General features: G+C 60.4%; 19 protein-coding genes. 8 read left to right on the forward strand and 11 right to left on the reverse strand.

All coding sequences use genetic code 11. The features are described 5' to 3' along the window. Window positions 1–75: 75 nt before the first annotated feature. The 5 genes from ACE3O2_RS09685 to ACE3O2_RS09705 form a co-directional block, all read right to left on the reverse strand. Window positions 76–945 carry a metal ABC transporter substrate-binding protein gene (locus ACE3O2_RS09685; protein ID WP_374336986.1) on the reverse strand — a complete coding sequence of 290 codons (870 nt, stop codon included), beginning with the start codon at window positions 943–945 and terminating at the stop codon, window positions 76–78. A gap of 67 nt (window positions 946–1,012) precedes the next feature. Then, complete coding sequence (locus ACE3O2_RS09690; RefSeq protein ID WP_374337421.1) at window positions 1,013–1,888, reverse strand: metal ABC transporter permease; 876 nt, start codon at window positions 1,886–1,888, stop codon at window positions 1,013–1,015. After that, a complete protein-coding gene (locus ACE3O2_RS09695; RefSeq protein ID WP_374336988.1) occupies window positions 1,888–2,646 on the reverse strand; it encodes a metal ABC transporter ATP-binding protein in 759 nt (252 codons plus the stop codon). The genes ACE3O2_RS09690 and ACE3O2_RS09695 overlap by 1 nt, the downstream gene beginning before the upstream one ends. Continuing rightward, complete coding sequence (locus tag ACE3O2_RS09700; RefSeq protein ID WP_374336990.1) at window positions 2,643–2,822, reverse strand: hypothetical protein; 180 nt, start codon at window positions 2,820–2,822, stop codon at window positions 2,643–2,645. The genes ACE3O2_RS09695 and ACE3O2_RS09700 overlap by 4 nt, the downstream gene beginning before the upstream one ends. Beyond that, window positions 2,819–3,289, reverse strand: a complete 471-nt coding sequence (locus ACE3O2_RS09705) for a Fur family transcriptional regulator (protein WP_374336992.1) — start codon at window positions 3,287–3,289, stop codon at window positions 2,819–2,821. The genes ACE3O2_RS09700 and ACE3O2_RS09705 overlap by 4 nt, the downstream gene beginning before the upstream one ends. Before the next feature lie 110 nt (window positions 3,290–3,399). On the opposite strand from ACE3O2_RS09705, the gene ACE3O2_RS09710 reads away from it, so the two are divergent. From ACE3O2_RS09710 to ACE3O2_RS09720, 3 genes are read left to right on the forward strand one after another with little or no spacing between them, the layout of a single operon-like run. After that, window positions 3,400–5,274, forward strand: a complete 1,875-nt coding sequence (locus tag ACE3O2_RS09710; RefSeq protein WP_374336994.1) for a CHASE2 domain-containing protein — start codon at window positions 3,400–3,402, stop codon at window positions 5,272–5,274. Next, complete coding sequence (locus tag ACE3O2_RS09715) at window positions 5,271–5,783, forward strand: SH3 domain-containing protein (RefSeq protein WP_168877850.1); 513 nt, start codon at window positions 5,271–5,273, stop codon at window positions 5,781–5,783. The genes ACE3O2_RS09710 and ACE3O2_RS09715 overlap by 4 nt, the downstream gene beginning before the upstream one ends. Continuing rightward, a complete protein-coding gene (locus tag ACE3O2_RS09720; protein ID WP_374336997.1) occupies window positions 5,783–6,661 on the forward strand; it encodes a M48 family metalloprotease in 879 nt (292 codons plus the stop codon). The genes ACE3O2_RS09715 and ACE3O2_RS09720 overlap by 1 nt, the downstream gene beginning before the upstream one ends. Window positions 6,662–6,673: 12 nt before the next feature. Here the strand turns inward: ACE3O2_RS09720 and ACE3O2_RS09725 are convergent, their stop codons facing one another. Genes ACE3O2_RS09725 through ACE3O2_RS09735 form a run of 3 tightly spaced genes read right to left on the reverse strand, consistent with a single transcriptional unit; the run spans window position 6,674 to window position 9,148 of the window. Beyond that, window positions 6,674–7,054, reverse strand: coding sequence for a hypothetical protein (locus ACE3O2_RS09725; RefSeq protein ID WP_374336999.1), 381 nt, complete (start codon window positions 7,052–7,054; stop codon window positions 6,674–6,676). A 27-nt stretch (window positions 7,055–7,081) separates the two neighbouring features. After that, a complete protein-coding gene (locus tag ACE3O2_RS09730; protein WP_168877853.1) occupies window positions 7,082–7,465 on the reverse strand; it encodes an STAS/SEC14 domain-containing protein in 384 nt (127 codons plus the stop codon). Window positions 7,466–7,498: 33 nt separating this feature from the next. Beyond that, complete coding sequence (locus tag ACE3O2_RS09735; protein WP_308418740.1) at window positions 7,499–9,148, reverse strand: response regulator; 1,650 nt, start codon at window positions 9,146–9,148, stop codon at window positions 7,499–7,501. A gap of 168 nt (window positions 9,149–9,316) precedes the next feature. On the opposite strand from ACE3O2_RS09735, the gene ACE3O2_RS09740 reads away from it, so the two are divergent. Then, window positions 9,317–11,182, forward strand: coding sequence for an ABC transporter ATP-binding protein (locus ACE3O2_RS09740; protein WP_374337002.1), 1,866 nt, complete (start codon window positions 9,317–9,319; stop codon window positions 11,180–11,182). Window positions 11,183–11,185: 3 nt separating this feature from the next. Here ACE3O2_RS09740 and ACE3O2_RS09745 read toward each other — a convergent pair whose 3' ends face one another. Then, the gene (locus ACE3O2_RS09745; RefSeq protein WP_374337004.1) at window positions 11,186–12,049 is read right to left on the reverse strand and encodes a GyrI-like domain-containing protein; all 864 of its coding nucleotides are present in this window, start codon (window positions 12,047–12,049) and stop codon (window positions 11,186–11,188) included. An 82-nt stretch (window positions 12,050–12,131) separates the two neighbouring features. Further along, a complete protein-coding gene (locus ACE3O2_RS09750; RefSeq protein WP_168877856.1) occupies window positions 12,132–12,488 on the reverse strand; it encodes a hypothetical protein in 357 nt (118 codons plus the stop codon). Window positions 12,489–12,819: 331 nt separating this feature from the next. Between ACE3O2_RS09750 and ACE3O2_RS09755 the strand changes: the two genes are divergently transcribed. The 4 genes from ACE3O2_RS09755 (at window position 12,820) to ACE3O2_RS09770 (ending at window position 17,845) form a co-directional block, all read left to right on the forward strand. Then, window positions 12,820–13,017 carry a hypothetical protein gene (locus ACE3O2_RS09755; RefSeq protein ID WP_168877857.1) on the forward strand — a complete coding sequence of 66 codons (198 nt, stop codon included), beginning with the start codon at window positions 12,820–12,822 and terminating at the stop codon, window positions 13,015–13,017. Window positions 13,018–13,136: 119 nt separating this feature from the next. Beyond that, a complete protein-coding gene (locus tag ACE3O2_RS09760; RefSeq protein WP_168877858.1) occupies window positions 13,137–13,379 on the forward strand; it encodes a hypothetical protein in 243 nt (80 codons plus the stop codon). A 1,041-nt stretch (window positions 13,380–14,420) separates the two neighbouring features. Further along, window positions 14,421–15,674, forward strand: coding sequence for an HlyD family secretion protein (locus ACE3O2_RS09765; RefSeq protein WP_374337007.1), 1,254 nt, complete (start codon window positions 14,421–14,423; stop codon window positions 15,672–15,674). Between the two features lie 20 nt (window positions 15,675–15,694). Then, on the forward strand, window positions 15,695–17,845 hold the full coding sequence (locus tag ACE3O2_RS09770) for a peptidase domain-containing ABC transporter (protein ID WP_374337009.1): 2,151 nt from the start codon (window positions 15,695–15,697) through the stop codon (window positions 17,843–17,845). Here the strand turns inward: ACE3O2_RS09770 and metH are convergent. Then, a complete protein-coding gene (metH, locus tag ACE3O2_RS09775) occupies window positions 17,838–21,578 on the reverse strand; it encodes a methionine synthase (RefSeq protein WP_374337011.1) in 3,741 nt (1,246 codons plus the stop codon). The two genes, ACE3O2_RS09770 and metH, sit on opposite strands and share 8 nt — an antisense overlap. Window positions 21,579–21,602 lie beyond the last annotated feature (24 nt).

Below are 21,602 nucleotides of genomic sequence, written 5' to 3' on the forward strand. Positions count from 1 at the left end.
GAGGCCACTGTACGGCTCAGCCCATGCTGGGTGAACCAAGAAAAAGTGCAAAGCTTATCGCCTGCGGTGTCACCCTCACATGGCTGCCAGTAGCTGACTCAGGTTGTAGCGGAACATGGCTTCATAACTGGCCGCCGGACCGGTTGCTGCCGACAAGGCATCCGAATACAGCTTGCCGCCCGGCTTGACGCCCGCTTCACTGGCCAACTGCTGCAACAACCGCGGGTTGCTGATGTTTTCCACAAATACGGCCTTGACCTGCTGTTGACGGATCTGCTCGATCAGGCGTGCCACCGCCTTGGGGGTGGCTTCGGCATCGGTATTCATGCCTTGCGGCGCCAAGAAGGTGATGCCGAAACGCTGTGCGAGGTAGCCAAACGCATCATGCGAGGTGATGACCTTGCGGCGGGCTGCCGGGAGCTTGCCCACGGCAGCCTGCGCCCATTGTTCCAGTACCTGCAGGCGTTGCTGATAAGCGCTGCTGCGCTGGCGATAATAGGCCGCATGCGCCGGGTCGACCTTGCTCAAGGCCAGCTCGATGTTCTGCACATACTGGCGGACGCGTGCCGGGTCCTGCCAGGCATGCGGGTCTACACCATGCTCTTCGCCGGCCAGGGTCTGCACGCCCTTGGATGCGACGGTGAGTACGCCCTGATAATGTGCGGCGGTGGCCAGCCGAGGCAGCCAGTCGTCAAATCCCAAACCGTTGACCACCACCAGCCGAGCCTTCCCCAACAACGCAGCGTGCTTGGGGGCAGGCTGAAAGACATGGGCGTCCTGATCCGGCCCGACCAGCGCTGTGACGCTGACCTGCTCCCCGCCCACCTGCTGCACCAGATCCCCCAGAATGGAGAAGCTGACCACTACCGGCAAGCGTTCCGCCTTTGCCAGCCCGCAGATCAGCAGCAAGGCAGCTGACAGTTGTACCCAACGATGACGACGCATTGTTCACCTCTTCTTACGCAACCCAGTTGCATTTAATAATAAACCGATGCACCCTCCGCAGGCCTGCTCAGGCCTCCAGATGGCGCAAACGCCACACTTTCCACAGCAGCCCGCCCTGTGAGCCCAGCAGCAGCGACAGCATGTAGCCAAGCCCGGCCACCAGAATGATGCTGGGGCCAGAGGGTAGATCCGCATGATAGGACAGTAACAAACCGAGGTAGCCGGACAAACCCGCCAGCCCCAGTGACACCGCAAACAGGCCCGGCAGTTGGGCCGCCCACAGGCGGGCGCTGGTGGCAGGCAGCATCATGAGGCCCACCGCCATCAGGGTGCCTAGCGCCTGAAAACCGGCCACCAGATTGAGCACCACCAAAATCAGGAATACAAAGTGCGCCACCGCGCCGCCGCCACCCATGGCGCGGAAGAAGTCCGGGTCAAAACTCTCCAGCACCAGTGGCCGGTACAACAGGGCCAGCGTCAGCAGCGTGAAGCTGGCAATACCCGCCACCAGCAACAGGGCCGCAGGATCGACCGCCAGTACCGCGCCAAACAGGAAGTGCAGCAGGTCGACGTTCTTGCCCCATTTGGACACCAGCAGCACGCCGGTCGCCAGTGATAACAGGTAGAACGCGGCGAAGCTGGCGTCTTCCTTGAGCTGGGTCTGTCGTGTCACCCAGCCCGCCAACACCACCACCACCACCCCGGCAATCAGCCCGCCAATACTCATCGCCACCAGCGACAAGCCTTGCGCAATAAAGGCAATGGCCGCACCCGGCAGGATGGCATGGCTCATGGCGTCGCCCACCAGACTCATCCGGCGCAGCACCAGCAGCAGGCCAATCGGTGCGCAGCCCATCGCCAGCGCCAGACAACCTACCAGCGCATGCCGCATGAAGGCGAAATCGGCAAACGGCTGCCACAACCATTGGTACAAGGTATGCATCATGCGGCCACGCTCTGGTTGACAGGGTCATCCCGATGGCACACGGGCGCATCATCTACCCATCGTTCCGCCATGGCGTTGGCACGCTGCAGGCAGGCCGGGGTCAGCACTTCCTGGGTCGGGCCCCAGGCAATGCACTCTTTGGCCAGCAAGACCGTGTCCATAAAATGGCTACGGACCTGGTCAAAGTCATGCAACACCCCGATCACGGTACGCCCCTCGTGCTGCCAGTGCTGGATCAGCCGCAGCAAATCGGCCGTGGTACGTGCATCCACCCCGGTGAACGGCTCATCCAGCAAGATGATGGGCGCATCCTGCAGCAGGATGCGCGAGAACAGCACCCGCTGGAATTGCCCGCTGGACAGGCTGCCGATACTGCGGTCGCCAAAGCCTTCCAGACCCACCGTGGCCAGCGCCTGCTCCACCTGCTCACGCTCAGCCTGAGACACGCCACCAAACCAGCCCCGTTTGCGCCAATGCCCCAGCAGCACTACATCACGCACCGACACCGGGAAGCTGCGGTCGATATTCGCCAGTTGCGGCAAATACGCCATGTGTCGCGTCGGGTCGGCAAAGCGGATGCTGCCATGCTGCACCGGCAGCAGACCCACCAGCGCCTTGAGCAAACTGCTCTTGCCTGCACCATTGGGACCAACGATGGCGGTGGTCACCCCCTGACGAAACTGACCGGACACATGGTGCACCGCCGGATGGCGGTGGTACGCCAGCGTCACATTTTCCAGCGTCACCGCACTCATGCCGCCCCCTTCAGCGCCCACCACACCCCGCCCCACAGCAGCAGCAGCAGGGGCAGTACACACAGCACCCGCTGAAAGGCGGAGGCACCCAGCACACTCCAGCGTGCACGCTGGGGTACCGGGCGCGCCGTGTGGCGGTCGGGCGTATGGGAGTGCGAGTGGGTATGACCGCTCATGCGGTAGCTTCCTGTTGGCAGGCGTGGCAAACGCCCTTGATTTCCAGCTCATGCGCCGTGATGGTGAATTGTGCAGCTGCCGCATCCTGTTGCAACTGGCGCATGCTGGCCACCCCGGCGACTTCAGTAACCTGATGGCAGCGCTGACAAATCAGCAGCACACCTTGATGATGGGGAGTCAGCCCATGCTCGCAGGCCACAAAGGCGTTCAGCGATTCCAGTCGATGCACCAGCCCCATGCTGACCAGAAAATCCAGCGCCCGATACACCGTCGGCGGCGCAGCCGTGGGTTTGGCTTTCTGCAAGCAGGCCAGAATGTCGTACGCCTTGAGCGGCCCTCCCGCCTGCAGCAGCAAGGCCAGCACCTCACGGCGGCTGTCGGTAAGCTTTTCGCCGCGACTCAGGCACCACTGCTGGGCGGCCTGCAAGGCAAGGGGCAGGGAATTCATCGGGGTAAAGGGCAGCAAGGTCTCAGGTCTTATAAATGCAATGTTATAACATAACACATTGATGCGTCCAGTCTGCAGCCGCGCCACAAACCTGCCATAATCAGCGGCGAAACCTCGCGGACCCTGATATGGCCTCCCCTTTGCGACCCTGGCTCACTCGCCTGCAGCTACAGCCCGCCCTGGCGCTGGCCGGTCTGTTTGCGCTCTGGGTATTGATGGAAGCCTTGGCGGGCCTGCGTCTGCTGGCCCCGCTTGATACCTACTTCAGCGACCATTTGCTCCGCCAGCACGCTTCACAGCGCCCTACACCCGACAACATCGTGATGATCGGCATCGACCAGCGCAGCCTGGAAGACGACGCCATGCTGGACTTTGCCGGGCGCAACTGGCCGTGGCCACGGATGGTGCATGCCGAGCTGCTGCGTGAACTGCAGCAGCGGGGTGCCAAGGCTGTCATCTTTGACCTCACCTTCACCGAAGGTGACCCCTCGGCGCCAGAGAGTGACCGCGCCTTTGCCCAGGCCCTGCGGGCATTCCCGGCCTATTTACCGCTGGTAGTGCAGCCTGATGGGCAGCCCTCGCCATTCAAGCGTCTGCCCCCGATCATGGCAGTCCGCCCCGGCCCGGATGCCCAGCTCGACGCGGGTGCGCCACTGCTGACACCAATGGCGTTGCCGGTCGATGTCTGGCGCACCGGCTTGATCAACTTCCTGCCCGATCCGGATACCGTGGGGCGTCGCTACTATATTGACTATCTACGTCAAGGCTGGCGCATCCCTTCCCTGCCTGCCCGGGTCGCCCGCGATCAGGGCTGGGCGGTGCCACCACAGACCGATATTCTGCTGAACTGGTACAGCAAGCCCTTCTCCCGACTCTCCTACCGAGATGTGGTATTGAGCCGACAATTCAGCAAACCCATCCCGCTGCCGGATCTACACGGCAAAATCATCATCGTTGGCGCGTATGCCTCAGGTTTGTCCGACCTGCACCCCACGCCACTCAGCCGCCTCACCGATCCACCCACCCCGACCGCCGGGCCAGAGATTCTGGCCACCGCGCTGGCCAACCTGCAACACGGCGACTGGCTGCGTCCGGCACCGCGCGCCTCGGAGCTGGGGCTGGCCATCCTGCTGATGTTCCTGCTGGCCTGGGGCTGGCGGCGTGGCTGGCATGTCAGCCTGCTTGCCCTGGGTTTGCTGCTGGCAACAGCGTTCAGCACGCTGGGTAGCTATCTGCTCTTGCAGCGGACCATTCTTTGGCTTCCCTTTAGCTACCTGACCCTATGCTGGTTGTATTTTTTCATCTGCGCCTTGCTGTACTTTCTGGCCGAGCGGCGGCGGCGTGAGCATACCGTACAGCTGTTCAACCGCTTTCTGGATCCCCGTGTGGTGCGCAAGCTGGTAGACCGCAATGCGCTGGCCCAGGCGGAAGTCGGCCAGGCAGTGGAAATCTCGGTGCTGTTCTCCGACATCCGCGGTTTTACCACCCTGTCTGAGCGGCAGCCACCAGAAAAAGTAGTGCAGATGCTGAACGGTTATTTCGACTTGCAGGTAGAAGCGATAGACTTGCACGGTGGCACACTGGACAAGTTTATCGGTGATGCCATCATGGCCTTTTGGGGGGCGCCGCTCAGCAATCCGCATCACGCCAGCGAGGCGGTCGCCGCAGCGCTGGACATGACCGACCGGCTGGAACAGTTCAAGCGCATGCTGGGTGAGGCCGGACAAGGGTTTGATATCGGTATCGGCATCCATAGCGGCCCCGCCGTGGTGGGCCTGATTGGCTCCACCCAGCGGCGACTGGATTACACCGCGATTGGGGATACCGTGAATCTGGCCAGCCGCATTGAAGGACAAACCAAAGGTATCGCCCGCATTCTGGTCTCGGAATCCACCCGGCTGGCGTGCGGTGAACAATTTGAATTCATCGACCACGGTGAACATCAGGTCAAGGGCCGGGAACAACCGGTCCGGCTATTTGAACCAAAAAGGAAGACAACATGAACCGCATGCCGCGCCTGCTGGCCGGAGCGCTATTGGTGACCGGGGGGCTGGCTCTGGCGGCTCCCGCCACGGTAACCCGTAGCAGTGATCTGAAAGCCAAACCGCAACTCGACGCACCAACCATCGCCACCCTCTCGGCCAATAGCGAAGTGGATGCCACCCCCGGCGAAGGCCGCTGGGTGCAAGTGAAGACCAGCGACGGCAAGAGCGGCTGGGTCAACTTGATGGCGATTCGCTTCAAGAGCACTGCGAGTGGCAACGCCGGCGCAGGACTGGCGCAGGTGCTCGGTGCCACCCGCTCTGGCAGTACGAGCTCGGCCTCTACGACGGGTGCTAAAGCCGGCAAGGACGACCCCATGGCCAAGGCAGATATTCAGAATGCCACCCCCAATCCGGCGGATGTCGCCCAGATGGAACGCTATGCCGTCTCGGCCAATGAGGCCCGGCAAATCGCCCAGGCCAACCGCCTGAAAGCACAAAAAGTAGATTACCTGAAAGGAGGCCAGTAATGCGTGCCCGTCTTCCCCTGCGCCCGCTGCTGCTGACCGCCTTGTGTGCTGCGCTGCTGGCTGGTTGTGCCAACAATAAAGAGGTGCAGAAACTACTCAACAACTTGCCGGACAGCAACGCCAAGCAGATGCTGCAAGGTGCAGCCGAGGCCACCTCGGATGTCAGCCCGGAAGAAGAGCGCGCCATGGGCAAGGACATGTCCGCGCTGCTGCTAGGTGCAAGGCCTTTGTTACGCCATCCGGCGGCAGAGCAGTACGTCAACCGGCTGGGCCTGTGGATTGCACTGCAGAGCGAACGCCCCGATCTACCGTGGCGCTTTGGCATTCTTGACGACAAGGGTGTGAATGCCTACGCGGCACCTGGTGGTTATGTGTTCGTCACCAAGGGCTTGTTGCTGTCGGTGAAATCCGAATCCGAGCTGGCCGGGATCTTGGGCCACGAAATCGCCCACGTCATCAAGCGCCACCATGTGCAAGTGGCCAAGAAGAAGGGCATGGGCAAACTGGTGAGCGGGGCCATCGGGCAATATGCGCAGAAGCAAGGTACGCCGGAGTTGGCGGCAATGAACAATCTGTTCAGGAACGTCTATACCTCCGGTCTGGACCAGGCCGATGAGTATGAGGCCGATGAGTTGGGGGTGGTACTGGCCACCCGTGCGGGCTACTCGCCGTATGGCCTGCCTTCGGTGCTGCAGATGTTTGCAGCCGCCAATGCCAAAGACCCGGGCTTTGAGCTGCTGTTCTCGACCCACCCGATGCCGAATGACCGCCTGAACCGGCTGGACAAGCTGATGGGTGACAAGCTGGATGGTTTTGAGAAAACCGCTTCGCAAGACTCCAGCCGCCTGCGCAACATCCAGCGCTTGCTGGCTAGGTAAGTCTGGCTGACCTTACTCCGCTTGCTGCGCAGGCGGGGTAAGGTAACGCTGCAGCCAGGCTACCGCGTCGGGCTCATTACTGAAGGCAAAGCAGGGAATCTGTGGCCGGTTGTACAGCAGTGACAGACGGAACAGATGATGCAGATACCAGCCTTCCAGCACATAGGCCAGTGCGCTGGTCACACCGCATAGCGCCGGACCGGACAGGTAGCGTTTGACCTCGGGCGGCACAGACGGCCGCCCGCTACCGAAGACGATGACAGGACACGGACAATCCGCCAGTTCCTGCTGCCGGGCCACCGCCCACTGGATGTCTTCCAGTGTGATCAGCGGATCATTGCCATGATCCACCCTGACGATGCCATCCGCACCCAGCCAGACTTGTGGCCGCATGCTTGCCTCCCATGTCCGGAGCCCCTTTCAGGCGGCTTCGTTTCCGGTTTTCGGTACGTATCGCTTGAGCCAGGCCACCGCCTCAGCCTCGCTGGATACGACAAAGGCAGGATAAGGCGGCGTATCAAACAGCAGGTACAGCTTGACCATATTGCGGATCCAGTAGGAATCGGCCACATAGGCAATAGCGGTGGTCATGCGGGCGACCATGGCCTGCTGGGTAAACGCCTTGGCTTCCTTGCTAACCTTGGGGCGCCCCCTGCCCAACACCATGACCGGATGTGGCTGCGGGCACAGGCGAGCCCGCGCTTCAAACACCCGCTGGATCAGGTCAAGGGACAATTCCGGGTCCACCCCATGGTCGATGCGGACAATACCATCTTCTCCCAGCCATACCCGAGATTCTGTCATCGGCTACCCTGTCATGATGCGGCTTCGCCCGCATCACGCTCCCTTGATTCCAAACTGCTGGCGTACCATACGATACGCCTGCATCATTTTTTGATATTTGCCATTGGTCGGGTCTTGTGCGCCCACCCGCGCCAACAGGTCTTGTGCCAGCTGCATATACGCATCGTGCCAGCCGTGCTGCCCCACATAGGCCAATACGGCGCTGATGGCATTCAAGGCCACCGGCATGCTGCCTGGCCGCTCTGCCAGTGCCGACAGAAAGTGGTGTACCGCCCCTTCCAGATCCCCCGCCTGCGCCATACGCACGGCGGCATTATTCAATTCCACCACATCATTGGCGTGATCCTCGATCAAGGCTTTGCCTTCAGATTCACGCCCAACGGCTACGAACATCTGCTCCACTTTTCGCAATACTGCCACATCATCGTGCTGATTGCGCAGCAAACTGGATACAACCTCCTTTCCAGCCTGCTCATCACCCGCCCGGTAGCAGGCTTCCGCCAGTGCCACGCTGTAGGTGCCTGGCAGGTTATCCTTCAGCTCAGCAAATTGCTCCCGTGCGGCCTGCAAACTCTTTCCCGCCCGCACCGCATCACCCCGTGCGCTTGCAATACCGTACTCCATGACATGGGCCAGCAGGTCTGACTGCGGTGTGTGGAATGCCCGTCGCACCTGCGCCAGCGTCTGCTCTGCCGACTGGGTCTCGCCACTGGCCAGCAAGCTCTGGCTCAACTGGGCATAATCACCAGCGTCGTGCTGGAAGGAGTAGCGGGCATACTCGATCGTGTTGCGAAACGCATCCACCGCCACCGGCCAGTCGGCATTGCGCTGTGCCAGCTCTCCCAGTTGCCGCTGTCGCTGGATGATCGCCGGTGAGCGCGCCGCCGCACGCGACAGCACTTCCTGCGCGGACAGCAAATCTTCCTGTGCCTCCAGGCACCCCGCCAGACCGTCGTAGGCTTCCATTGCATAGGGATTTTCCGCCAGCACACTCTCAAACACGCGGCGGGCATTGGGATAATCCTTCAGGCGGAACAGCGACTTGCCCAGGCCCATGCGCGCCCACGGTGCTGGCCGGATGCGCAGCACCTGCTCATAAGTTTGCCGCGCTTCAAGGAAGGCGCCGGTCAACAAGGACAGACGTGCCTTGAGCCGCATGAAGTCGATCACGTAGGGATCCCGTTCTTCAATGCGGGCATTGCACTCCGCCAATGCACGCAGGTAGTCATGTTGCAGGATAGCCTGGTCCACCACCTTGAACGCCTGCTTCTTGGCCACGGCTTTCACCAGCCGCTGGCGCAAGGTCTCCCCCGAAAAGGGTTTCAACAGATAGTCATCCGGCGCGAGCTCCGCCGCAGACAGCACCGTCTGGGCGTTGGCTTCAGCCGTCACAATCATGAACACGGCAGATTGCTTCAGCAAATTGCGAGTTTTCAGCTCTTCCAGCAGACGCAGGCCATCAAACGGATGACTGAGCGAGAGGTCGCTCAATACCACGTCAATATCGCCTCGTTGTACCCGCGACAAGGCCTCATGGATCCGCGAAGCAAAATCCACCCGATTGGCACCAAATGACGACAGGGTCATCGACAGCGCCGTACGCATCTCCGCCACACTGTCGACCACCAGAAAGCCGGCACGGGAAAAATCCGGGTCAAGCTCCACCTGCAACTGTCCTTTCACCGGTTTGACATGGTGTCAGTATAGAGTAAGGTGCGTTGCTTGACTGCCTGCGCCGGTTCACGAGGCAGATGGATTGACCGCTGGGTCAGCCCTGTGGTTAGATTGGAAACGTTTTTCCCGAAATGCAGCCTTCGCTGTGTTTCGTCGTTCTTTGCCAAGGAGTTCAGTGTGTTTCGTCTGTTCGAGCGTCTGGTTAACCCGTATCCCGACACCCCACCGGTTCGCCCCCCCAAAACCTTGTTGCCTTTCTTATGGGCTGGGACGCAAGGCGTACGCAAGTGGATGCTGTTGATCGTTATTCTGACAGCGGCCATTGGTGCCTTTGAGGCCTTGCTGTTTGCCATGCTGGGCGAAGTGGTCGATTGGCTGAGTAACGTCACCCCGTCCCAGTTGTGGACCCAACATGCTGATACCTTGCTGCTGCTTGGCGGCTTGCTGCTCGCCAGCCCGTTACTGATTGCCCTGCATGCCCTGCTGAAGTACCAGGGGCTCCAAGGTAATCTGCCCATGCGACTACGCTGGAACTTTCACCGTCTGATGCTCGATCAGAGCATGCGCTTTTACCAGGATGAATTCGCCGGCCGCATTGCCACCAAGGTGATGCAGACTGCTCTGGCCGTGCGGGATGCCTGGATGGCGGTCATCGACATCATGGTGTTTGTGGTGATCTACTTTGTCACCATGGTGGCGATTGTCGGTCAGCTGGACCGCTGGCTGCTGCTGCCTTTCCTTGGCTGGCTGGTGCTCTACATTGCCACCCTGTGCTTCTTCGTGCCACGCATGGGCAAGGTTGGCCAGCGGCAGGCTGACGCACGCTCACTGATGACCGGCCGCATTACCGATGCTTACGCCAACATCACCACCGTCAAGCTGTTCTCGCATGCCCAGCGTGAAGCGCACTATGCGCGCTCTGCCATGCAGGAATTCATGGCCTCGGTACATGCCCAGATGCGGCTCGCCTCCGGGTTTGACATCATCAACCATATCCTGAGCATTGCGCTGATTGGCAGCACCGCCGGTGCCACCCTGTATCTGTGGACGCAAGGCCAGGTCGGGGTCGGTGCGGTGGCGGCGGCCACCGCCATGGCCTTGCGCCTGAATGGCATTTCACACTGGATCATGTGGGAAATGGCGGGCCTGTTCGAGCATATCGGCACGGTACAGGATGGCATGGCCACGCTGAGCCGGGGCAATAGTGTGGTGGACCGCCCAGACGCCAAACCTTTGCTGGTGACCCAGGGGGACATCCACTTCGAGCACGTCACCTTCAACTACGGCGGCAAGCGCCCGGTGATTGAGGCCTTGCAACTGAATATCCGCCCAGGCGAGAAGGTGGGGCTGGTTGGCCGATCCGGTGCGGGCAAGTCCACCATCGTCAACCTGCTGCTGCGCTTTTACGATATTGAGCAAGGTCGCATCCTGATCGACGGGCAGGATATTTCAGGCGTAACACAAGATAGCCTGCGGGCGCAAATCGGCATGGTGACACAAGACACCTCGCTACTGCACCGCTCGGTGAATGACAATATCCGCTATGGCCGGCCGGACGCCAGTGATGAACAGGTCGTCCACGCCGCACAGCGTGCCGAAGCCCATGACTTTGTGCTGGAGCTTTCGGACCCGCAGGGTCGTAAAGGCTATGAAGCCCACGTTGGTGAGCGTGGCGTGAAGCTGTCTGGCGGGCAACGTCAACGCATTGCCATTGCACGGGTGATGCTGAAAGATGCCCCCATCCTGCTGCTGGATGAGGCTACCAGTGCCCTGGACTCGGAAGTGGAAACCGCCATCCAGGCCAGCCTCTACAGACTGATGGAAGGCAAGACGGTGATTGCCATCGCCCACCGGCTCTCCACCATTGCGGCCATGGACCGGCTGATTGTGCTGGACAAGGGACGGGTGGTGGAAGAGGGGAACCACCAGCAGCTGCTGGAATTGGGTGGCATCTATGCCCGACTGTGGGCGCATCAGAGCGGTGGTTTCCTCGGCGAAGAAGCCGACGAAGAAGCCGTAGAAGAGGCCACCCTTCCAGCCTGACGCTTATTGGATGGGCAAGAAAATGTCCGTCACCGCTTCATGTGCCGGCACATCCGGAAACAGGCAGACGCGCTGCAAGAAGAGCGGCGCGTCCCGCAACTGCGCTCCGCTGCCGGGGAGCCAATGTCGGTACAGATGCAGGATGGCCCCCTCCAGCTGCTCATCCGGGCCAATATGGCGCAACACGGCACAGCGCCCACCCGGCAATGTGCCCGCTACCACCCCTTGCGGGTTGTCTGCCACCTCGCCGTCCCAGGCCACACACAAGTCAAAGCGGTAGTCTTCAGGGGCAACATCGTCCGGATGGTGGTAACACACATTGTAGGTGGCATAACGGCTGGGCGGCAGGTGATGCGCCTTGCGCCAGGCAATGAAGCGTTGCAGGCTTTCCCCCAGCAAGGCGCTCGGTCCGCGATGCGGTAGCATAGCGACCCGTGTCAGGGGAAAATCACGAATCAGGATGTCGGCATCCGGTTCAAACATGATGGCACTCCGTGCAGTATGCAAAGGCTGAAAAACACCCTGCCAGCGTTGCCACTGCGGTTGACGCCGGAACTGGCTCGGGCTGATACCAAAGCCTTGGCGAAACGCACGTGACAAGGAAGCAGAGCTGTCATAGCCCAGATCGAGTGCGATGCGCGTGATGCTATGGCGGGGCCGCCAAGCCAGCAAGGCCGCCGCACGCTGCAGGCGAGCCCCTTGCCGGAAGGCCTGCACGCTCAAACCAAAGCGTGCGCTAAACAGGCGGTGAAAATGCCAGGGCGAACAGGCCGCCAGCTGACTCAAATCCTCACGCCCCTGCTTTTGGTCCAGATGATGTTCCAGACTGTGCCACACCTGCTGCCAACGCCGCGCATCGCGCATCATCCACACTCCTTCTGAGTAGCATCAGATTAAGCGGCGCGCGGCCTGAACACTTGGCAGATCGTGCGAACCTGCATGGCGGGATTTACTTGCAGCGTTGCAGCTTGCGGTCGTTTACCAGCAGGAATTTGCCGTCAGGGGACAGCTTGAGTGTGAATGGCGCCTTGTACACCTCCCCTTCTTCATTGCAAGAGAACGTGCCCTCCAGCAAGGTTGCCGTACTGACCTTCGGCGACTTCAGGGTACACACTTGCTCATACTGCATGAGGGTCTTGCTGTCGATGACATAACCCACGTCATCGTCCGGCAGGACAGCTTTGCAGCCCTGCTTGGCCGTCACATCCACCCAGTTGCCACGAAAGGGGGCCGGGATGGTCGTCGCTGCCGCCAGGGCAGCACTACTGCTCATCGCAGCAACCAACAACAACAGCAAGGTACGCATCAGTGTCTTTCGAGGGTGAGGTGACAATCCCTCATTATACCAACAGCATCCAGCATCAACCACATCAAGTCCCCGCCGCCCTCACCCACCTGCCCCTCGCCTCGCATCATCCTGGCTCATCGCATCCACTCGTGTGGGGTGTCCCGCACCCACTTACTCATGCGAATATTCTTTCCATAAAAAATGGAGTCACCAATTTTCCACAAAAGTAAAAATAATAGTTTACATAAAGATAGAATAAAACTAGGATTGTGCACCCACCGCGTCCGCTATCCGACCAGTTGGGTGAAGTCAGTTAACCCTCTAACCACATACAAAACAGGAGCACCACATGCAACAGCATTCCCAGCACCTGCAAGAACTGTCGATGGAAGAAATCGCTCACGTCAATGGCGGCCTGCAAGATCCAGGCAAGCAATGGCTTTTTCTGACCCCCTCATCCATCAAGCTGGACGCCGGGGGCGGCTTGTTTGGCAGCTACAACTGGGACAATGGCAGCTGGAGCGTGGGCGTTCGTTTCAGCTTTTAAGCCCGCGACAAGACTTGGCTTTCTCATGTGACATGCATATGCCCCTGGGCCTTCGAGCATACCGAAGTGCACGCCCAGGCAAACGCATATCAGCCTGCAAATGAACAGGAGTAGCAAAAATGGAAATGTTGTCTCACGAAGAACTGAACGGCGTGGCCGGTGGTACCAACCCTAGCTTTTCTCTTACCTCCAGCTCCATCAGCGGCACGTACAGCTTTGGCAGCGGCTCGGTCAATGGCAGTTACAACTGGGGTAATGGCAGCTGGAGCGCCGGAGGGAGTTACAACTCCGGCAACTGGACGTTCTCTGGCGGTTTCGGCAGCGGTGGTAGCTGGAATGCGGGTGTAACGCTCCACTTCTGATCCGCAGGGCCAGCGGCTGCCTTGCTTGCCTGATCAAGCAGCAAGGCAGTCTGAAAACGATAGACCCGATCCATTCGGGCATCTCAAAAGGGAGTGATCAAATGGAAATGTTGTTGCAACAGGAAATTCAGCAAGTCGCCGGAGCAAGAGCGCGTGACAACTGGGTGGCCGATCTCCTCGGTGAACCACGCGGCATGGGTGATGCTGTGCCACCTAGCGCGGGAGGAGGCGGGTACCCTGGGTATTTGCCCCCCTACACCTACCAAAGCGTCGGGATGGCTGGGATGACCCCGGAGGAGCGTCTGGACTTCATTAACGCCATACGCAATGCATCCAGCCACCCGTAAGGGGGTGCCCCCATTGCGGCTCATCCCGGCAGCACAGGGCAACCCTCGCACCGGGTAGGTGGATCAAAGCAGAGACGGGCTAACACATGCCGAGCCCGCCTCTGAAGCCGGTCATGGTCATTGCCGTCGGGTGCTGAACGAGCCAATACACGCTTACCCTCCCCGCCCGTCACACCCATACCATGCCTAAAAAAAGCAGAACCATTCATATCAAGGAGTGAACCATGACACAGCAACAGCGCGCCTTGCAGACCCTGAGCCAAGAAGAAACTACATGGGTTTCAGGTGGGGGCGACGAGGCTTGGACCGAGATTGATACCCGCGAATTAGGGGCCAACTATTCCATGTACACATGGGTAGAAATCCCAAGGCTTAACCCAGGCCTAGGCGGGGGTGCGAGTACTTGGGTTATGGTGCCAACACCAGGGGCCATTTTCCCTCACAACACCCCCGATTCGACAACGAGCCCCACGCCAACCGCGAATCCCAATGAAGTCGATGCATTCGGCAACCCCTTGCCGTAAGGGTGTGCTTTCTCCGGCGTCACTGCTGGAGAACGTTCGGGGCAGGCGCTTGCGTCTGCCCCGTCCGGGCTTTACCCTCCCTTACCGGTCCGGATGCGCGGCATGCCGCCTGCGGCAAGCCAGACGGTCCACGGGTGCGGCCCGCTTGTTTGTTGAAGGATAGGACTGAAATGCGTCCCCTGTTTCGTGAGGAAGCCCTGCGCCACCAGCAGATTCGCTGGCTGGGAGACATCCTGTTGACCCAGCCCCTGGCGACGTGGGTGCTGACCGGGCTGGCACTGGCACTGGCAGGCGCGCTGCTGGCGCTGCTGATCTTTGGCAGTTATACCCGGCACAGCACCATCAATGGCGAGTTGCGGCCCGACAAAGGCACCCTCAGTATTCGCGCTCCACAATCCGGGCTGGTGTTGCGCAAGCTGGTGCAGGAAGGCCAGACGGTGCGCAAGGGGCAGGCGTTGTTCATCCTGGGCAGCGACCGGGATGCTTCCAGCCAGCCCGCCATCCAGCAAGCCATCAGTGAACAGATTGCCAAACGCAGGCAAAGTCTGGAGGCTCAGCGCAGCCGGACCCAGGCCCTGCAATTACAGGAACAGCAGCGCTTGCAGACCCAGCTCTCCAGTCTGGGCAACGAAATGGACAAGCTGAAAATGGCCATGTCGATGCAGCAGGAGCGGACACGACTGGCGGAGGGCGTGGTCAAACGCTACGAGTCGCTGGTGGAACAGCACTTTGTCTCAGCAGAGCAATTAGCCCAGAAGCAATCAGAGCTGCTGGATCAACGCAGCCGCCTGCAGCAACTGGAAAAGGAGCAAGCCGGTCTGCAACGGCAATTTGCCGACACCGAGCGCCAGTTGCAGCAATTGCCGGGGCAACAGCAGAACCAGCTTTCCGGACTGGAGCGGGAGCTGGCCGAGCTGAACCAGCAGTGGATGGAGAGTGAATCCCGCCGCACCATCACACTGACCGCCCCGGAAGATGGCATCGCCACGGCCGTGCTTGCCGAGCAAGGGCAGCCCGTCAACCCGGAACGCCCGCTGATGAGCCTGATCCCGGCCAATGCCCGCCTGCAGGCACGGCTGTACGCCCCCAGTCAGGATATTGGCTTCATCCGCCCCGGCAATCGGGTGGTCTTGCGCTATGCAGCTTACCCCTTCCAGAAGTTCGGCCACCAGACCGGCAAGGTGATTTCTGTCTCGCGCACCAGCATCAACCTGCAGGAAAGCGGGGTTGCCGCTGCCGACACGCGAAGCGAACCCATGTACCAGATTACCGTGCAGCTGGCGCAGCAGGATTTTGTCAGCCGTGGCGGGCATTTCCCCTTGCAGCCCGGCATGCGGCTGCAGGCGGAGGTACAGCAGGAACGTCGCAAATTGTATGAGTGGGCGCTGGAGCCCTTGTTCGGTTTTAGCGACCGCTTGCAATAAATTTTTCCGGATCCGTGCTCATGTCCATCCTTCAGCATCTGCGTTTCAGCATGTCGCCGCAACTGCCGATCATTCTGCAAACCGAGGCAGCGGAGTGTGGTCTGGCTTGTCTGGCCATGGTGTCCTCCTGGCATGGCCATCGCGTTGACCTGCCCACCCTGCGCAATCGCTTCAACATCTCGCTCAAGGGGGTCACCCTCGCCAATCTGATACAGATGGCCAACCAGCTGGAGATGAACAGCCGTCCGCTCAAGCTGGAGCTGACCGAGCTGGACCAGCTGCGCCGCCCCTGTATCCTGCACTGGAACCTCAACCACTTTGTGGTGTTGCATGCGGTCAATCGGCGTGGCATTGTCATCCACGACCCCGCGCTGGGCAAGCGTCAGGTCTCCTGGGAAGAAGCATCGCGCAGCTTTACCGGTGTGGCGCTGGAGCTGTGGCCCAGCAAGCCGTTTCAACCCAGAACCGAAGTACAGCGGGTACGCCTGCGGGAACTGATGGGGCAGGTTGGCGGTTTTCGCAAGGCCTTGCTGCAAATCCTCGGCCTCTCCGCCGCGCTGGAGGTGTTTTCCCTGATCACCCCGTTGATGATGCAGTGGGTGCTGGACCATGTGCTGACCACCGGTGATCTGGACTTGCTGACCACACTAGGCATCAGCTTTCTCGCGCTGACCGTTTTCAATCAAGCCATCAATGCATTGCGGAAATGGGTGATGCTGTATCTGGGGACCACCCTGAACCTGCAATGGCGCAGCAATCTGTTCACCCACCTGCTGAACCTGCCGGTGCAGTACTTTGAAAGACGTCATGTCGGCGATGTGGTGTCACGCTTCGGCAGCATTGATGCCATCCAGCAAACGCTGACCACCTCTTTCATGGAGGCCATTCTCGACGGGATCATGACCCTGCTCACCTTGACCGTCATGTACCTGTATAGCCCGGCACTGGCGACCATCGCGGTACTGGCCATGCTGGCCTATGCCGTGGGCCGCGCGCTCTGGTTCAGACCTTTGCGCAATGCCACCGAAGCCCAGATTGTGTATGCCGCGCGTCAGCAGAGTCATTTTCTCGAGTCCATACGCGGGATCAAGGCCATCAAGCTGTTTCAGCGGCAGGACATCCGCCGCTCGACCTGGCTCACCCTGCAAGCCGAGCAAGTCAATGCCGGTGTACGTACCCAGCAAATGAGCATTGCGTATGAGGTGTATAACAGCCTGCTGTTCGGGCTGGTGCATGTGGTGATGATCTGGGTCGGTGCCAAAGCCGTGCTGGCTGGCGAATACACCGCGGGTGCCCTGATGGCATTCATTGCCTATAAAACCCAGTTTGATGGCCGGGTCAGCAGCCTGATCAACAAATACTTTGAGCTCAAGATGCTGCAGCTGCAAGGCGCACGGCTAGCCGATATCGCGCTGACCCCGCCCGAAACCCTGCAACGGGAGCACGCAGAACCGACGGAAACGATCACCGGCGCAGCCGACATCACCCTGCAGGAGGTTCGCTTCCGTTACGGCACCCATGAAAGCTGGGTGCTGGATGGCGCCTCGCTGAAGGTGAACGCAGGGGAATCCGTCGCCATTGTCGGGCCCTCAGGCTGCGGCAAAACCACCCTGATTCATGTGATGCTGGGGATCCATACCCCGGAATCCGGCGATGTCTGCATTGGCGATGTCAGCCTGAAGAAGCTGGGGCCCAATGCCATCCGGCAGCTGGTCGGCACCGTGATGCAGGATGATGTACTGTTTGCCGGTTCCATCAAGGACAATATCAGCTTCTTTGATCCCCATGCAGACCGCGAGTGGGTAGAGGAATGTGCTCAGCGTGCTGCCATTCATGAGGATATCCTGCGGATGCCCATGGGCTACAACACCCTGGTCGGCGACATGGGCACCGCCGTGTCGGGCGGCCAGAAGCAGCGCCTGCTGCTGGCGCGCGCCCTCTACAAGCGCCCGCATATTCTCTATCTGGACGAGGCGACCAGCAGCCTGGATGTGGAGCTGGAGCACCTCGTCAACCAGTCGGTGAAGGCACTGCAGATTACCCGCATCATCGTCGCACACCGCCCGCAAACCATCGCCTCTGCAGATCGGGTGGTCTTGCTGCAACAAGGCAAGCTACAGGAGCTCTCTCGCACGACTGACGTGGCGATGCCGGAAACCAGCCTCAGCTGACATAGCCCAGCACCGGCGCCAGGTCACGCTCCGCCTGCTGCTGTGTAACACCACGGCGGCGGGCGTAGTCCTCCACCTGATCACGGTTGATCTTGCCGACGGCAAAATACTGGCTTTGCGGATGGCTGAAGTAGAAGCCGGATACCGCTGCCGTGGGCAGCATGGCGTAGCCTTCGGTCAGGGTCATGCCGATGGCTGGCGCATCCAGCAGGCGGAACAGATCGGCCTTGGCGACGTGGTCCGGGCAGGCCGGGTAACCGGGGGCCGGACGAATGCCCACATATTCCTCGTCGGTCAGCTGGTCTACCGTCAGGCTTTCATCGGCGGCATAGCCCCACAGCTCGCGCCGCACTTTGGCGTGCATGTACTCGGCAAAGCCTTCGGCAAAACGGTCGGCCAGCGCTTTGACCATAATGGCACTGTAGTCATCATTGGCCGCCTCAAAACGCGCCACATGCGGGTCAATGCCGATGCCACCGGTCACCGCAAAGGCACCGATGTAATCCTGCACGCCACTACCCTTGGGCGCGATGAAATCCGCCAGGCACCAGTTTGGCTTGCCAGCGGCCTTGGTATTCTGCTGCCGCAGATTGTGCCAGGTCATCAGCCGCTCGCCGGTTTCCGGGTGGTAGATTTCAATATCGTCGTGCTCGACGGTGGCCGCCGGAAACAAACCCACCACGCCATTGGCCTGCACCCAACGCTCGGCCACCATTTGTCGCAGCATGGTCTGCGCGTCGGCAAACAGGGCGCGCGCCGACTCGCCGACCACCTCGTCCTGCAGAATGCGGGGATACTTGCCGAACAGCTCCCAAGCGTTGAAGAAGGGACTCCAGTCGATATAGGGCTCGATCTCGGCCAGCGGCACATCCTCAAAGCGGAACACCCCCAACTGGCGCGGGCGTGGTGGCTGATACTGCGACCAGTCGAAGCCGGTCGCCGGGGCAAAACCATTCGCCCGGGCAGCGTCAATGCTCAGAAAACGGGCCTGTTCCTTGTTGGCATGAATGGTGCGGATGTTCTGGTATTCCGCCTGCACACCGGCCACAAAAGCCGGCTTCAGTTCATCAGACAGCAGGCTGGAGCACACACCCACTGCACGGCTGGCATCCGGCACATACACCACGCAGCCCGCCGGGTAGTTCGGCTCGATCTTGACGGCGGTATGCACCTTGCTGGTGGTCGCGCCGCCAATCAGCAGCGGAATGTCAAAGCCTTGCCGCTGCATCTCCTTGGCCATGTGCGCCATTTCTTCCAGCGACGGCGTAATCAGGCCACTCAGCCCGATGATATCGGCCCGTTCCGCCTTGGCCGCGTCCAGAATGGTCTGCGCCGGCACCATCACCCCCAGGTCGATCACCTGATAGTTGTTACAGCGCAGCACTACGCCAACAATATTCTTGCCGATATCGTGCACATCGCCCTTCACGGTGGCCATGATGATCTTGCCCTTGGCGGGCGCATCGGCCAACCCCAACCGGATCTTCTCTTCTTCAATGAAGGGTTCCAGATGGGCAACAGCAGCCTTCATCACCCGCGCCGATTTCACCACCTGCGGCAGGAACATCTTGCCGGCACCAAACAGGTCACCCACATGGTTCATGCCATTCATCAGCGGGCCTTCGATCACATGGATCGGGCGCTCGGCCTGCAGGCGGGCCTCTTCGGTATCGTCCACAATATAGGTGGTAATACCCTTGACCAGCGCGTGGGTGATGCGCTCCTGCAGGCTGCCCTGGCGCCAGCTCAGGTCTTCACCCTGTTTCTGCGCGGCGTCACCACGGAAACTTTCCGCCAGCGTGATCAGCAGTTCGGTGGCATCACCGCCCTCTTTGGGCGTGCGCATCAACACCACATCTTCAATGCGTTCACGCAGTTGCGGGTCCACTTCTTCGTAGACCTCCAGCGCCCCGGCATTGACGATGCCCATGGTCATGCCGCGCTGAATGGCGTGGTAGAGGAACACGGCGTGAATGGCTTCACGCACTTTGTTATTGCCGCGGAAGCTGAAGGACACATTGGAAACGCCGCCGGAAATCTTGGCGTGCGGCAGGTTGTCCTTGATCCAGCCCGTCGCCTCGATGAAGTCCAGACCGTAGCGGGCGTGCTCCTCGATGCCGGTGGCCACCGCAAAGATGTTCGGGTCAAAGATGATGTCTTCGGGCGGGAAGCCGATGTCGTGCACCAGCATGTCATAGCTGCGCTGGCAGATTTCCACCTTGCGGGCGTAGGTATCGGCCTGGCCCTGCTCGTCAAACGCCATCACGATCACGGCGGCGCCATAGCGGCGCAGCAATTTAGCCTGGTGGCGGAACTGCTCCTCACCCTCCTTCAGGGAAATCGAGTTGACGATGCACTTACCCTGCACACACTTCAGACCGGCTTCGATCACGCTCCACTTGGAGGAGTCGATCATGATCGGCACCCGGCTGATATCCGGTTCTGCGGCCACCAGATTGAGGAAGGTGACCATGGCCTTGTGGGCATCGAGCATGCCCTCGTCCATATTGATGTCGATCACCTGTGCCCCGGCCTCCACCTGCTGCCGCGCCACTTCCAGCGCTGCCGGGTAGTCGCCGTTCAGGATCAGCCGGGCAAAGGCCTTGGAGCCGGTCACATTGGTGCGTTCGCCCACATTGACGAACAGGTCACGGTCACCAATATTGAACGGCTCGAGCCCGGACAGGCGGCACTTGGGCTCAATCTGCGGCAGGACACGAGGTGGCTTGGTCGCCAGTACCTGCGCCATCGCCTGGATATGGTCCGGCGTGGTGCCGCAGCAGCCACCGACAATGTTGACCAAGCCGCTGTCGGCCCATTCCGCCACATGCTGCGCCATGTCTTCCGGCGTCAGGTCGTAACCGCCAAATTCATTCGGCAAACCAGCATTGGCATGCACCGACACCCAGCTCTCGCTGATACGCGCCATTTCCTCCACATAGGGGCGCAACAGATCCGGACCCAGCGCACAGTTCAGGCCATAGCTGAGCGCGCGGCTGTGACGCAGCGAGTTGTAGAAAGCTTCGGTGGTCTGACCGGTCAAGGTACGGCCAGACTGGTCGGTAATGGTGCCGGAGATCATCACCGGTACCGATACCCCGTGCTGGTCGAAGTATTGCTCGATGGCAAACACCGCCGCCTTGGCGTTCAGTGTGTCGAAAATGGTTTCCACCAGCAGCAGATCCACTCCGCCCTTGAGCAGACCATCAATCGCCTCGGTGTAGGATTCCACCAGCGCATCAAAGGTGACATTGCGGTAACCGGGGTCGTTGACGTCCGGGCTGATCGAGCAGGTGCGGTTGGTCGGCCCCAGCACCCCGGCACAGAAACGTGGCTTGGACGGGTTGCGCGCGGTCTCCGCCGCACACAGCGATTTCACCAGCTGTGCCGCCGCAAAATTCAGCTCCCACACCAGTGATTCCATGCCGTAATCGGCCATGGCAATCGAGGTGGCGTTGAAGGAGTTGGTCTCGATGATGTCGGCCCCGGCATCGAGATAGGCCTGGTGAATGCCGCCAATCACGTCGGGGCGGGTCAGCACCAGCAGGTCGTTATTACCCTTGAGATCATGCGGCCAATCGGCAAAGCGCTCACCGCGATAGTCGGCTTCTTCCAGGCGATGACGCTGGATCATGGTCCCCATGCCGCCATCGAGGATGAGAATGCGCTCTGCCAGCAGACGTTGCAATTCCGGGCGGCGGTTGACGATGGTGGCGGGTGCGCTTGTATTCATGACAGTACGGTGCTAGACCTAAAG

The organism is Leeia sp. (genome assembly GCF_041909055.1).
In the GTDB taxonomy this organism is placed as follows: Bacteria; Pseudomonadota; Gammaproteobacteria; order Burkholderiales; family Leeiaceae; genus Leeia; species Leeia aquatica.

Bases quoted from the DNA above. Each gene is read 5' to 3' on its own strand.
- ACE3O2_RS09690 (WP_374337421.1), bottom strand. From the start codon at position 1,888: ATGCATACCTTGTACCAATGGTTGTGGCAGCCGTTTGCCGATTTCGCC.
- ACE3O2_RS09710 (WP_374336994.1), top strand. From the start codon at position 3,400: ATGGCCTCCCCTTTGCGACCCTGGCTCACTCGCCTGCAGCTACAGCCC.
- ACE3O2_RS09695 (WP_374336988.1), bottom strand. From the start codon at position 2,646: ATGAGTGCGGTGACGCTGGAAAATGTGACGCTGGCGTACCACCGCCAT.
- ACE3O2_RS09715 (WP_168877850.1), top strand. From the start codon at position 5,271: ATGAACCGCATGCCGCGCCTGCTGGCCGGAGCGCTATTGGTGACCGGG.
- ACE3O2_RS09765 (WP_374337007.1), top strand. From the start codon at position 14,421: ATGCGTCCCCTGTTTCGTGAGGAAGCCCTGCGCCACCAGCAGATTCGC.
- ACE3O2_RS09770 (WP_374337009.1), top strand. From the start codon at position 15,695: ATGTCCATCCTTCAGCATCTGCGTTTCAGCATGTCGCCGCAACTGCCG.
- ACE3O2_RS09745 (WP_374337004.1), bottom strand. From the start codon at position 12,049: ATGATGCGCGATGCGCGGCGTTGGCAGCAGGTGTGGCACAGTCTGGAA.
- ACE3O2_RS09755 (WP_168877857.1), top strand. From the start codon at position 12,820: ATGCAACAGCATTCCCAGCACCTGCAAGAACTGTCGATGGAAGAAATC.
- ACE3O2_RS09720 (WP_374336997.1), top strand. From the start codon at position 5,783: ATGCGTGCCCGTCTTCCCCTGCGCCCGCTGCTGCTGACCGCCTTGTGT.
- ACE3O2_RS09730 (WP_168877853.1), bottom strand. From the start codon at position 7,465: ATGACAGAATCTCGGGTATGGCTGGGAGAAGATGGTATTGTCCGCATC.
- ACE3O2_RS09685 (WP_374336986.1), bottom strand. From the start codon at position 945: ATGCGTCGTCATCGTTGGGTACAACTGTCAGCTGCCTTGCTGCTGATC.
- ACE3O2_RS09750 (WP_168877856.1), bottom strand. From the start codon at position 12,488: ATGCGTACCTTGCTGTTGTTGTTGGTTGCTGCGATGAGCAGTAGTGCT.
- ACE3O2_RS09725 (WP_374336999.1), bottom strand. From the start codon at position 7,054: ATGCGGCCACAAGTCTGGCTGGGTGCGGATGGCATCGTCAGGGTGGAT.
- metH (WP_374337011.1), bottom strand. From the start codon at position 21,578: ATGAATACAAGCGCACCCGCCACCATCGTCAACCGCCGCCCGGAATTG.
- ACE3O2_RS09700 (WP_374336990.1), bottom strand. From the start codon at position 2,822: ATGAGCGGTCATACCCACTCGCACTCCCATACGCCCGACCGCCACACG.
- ACE3O2_RS09760 (WP_168877858.1), top strand. From the start codon at position 13,137: ATGGAAATGTTGTCTCACGAAGAACTGAACGGCGTGGCCGGTGGTACC.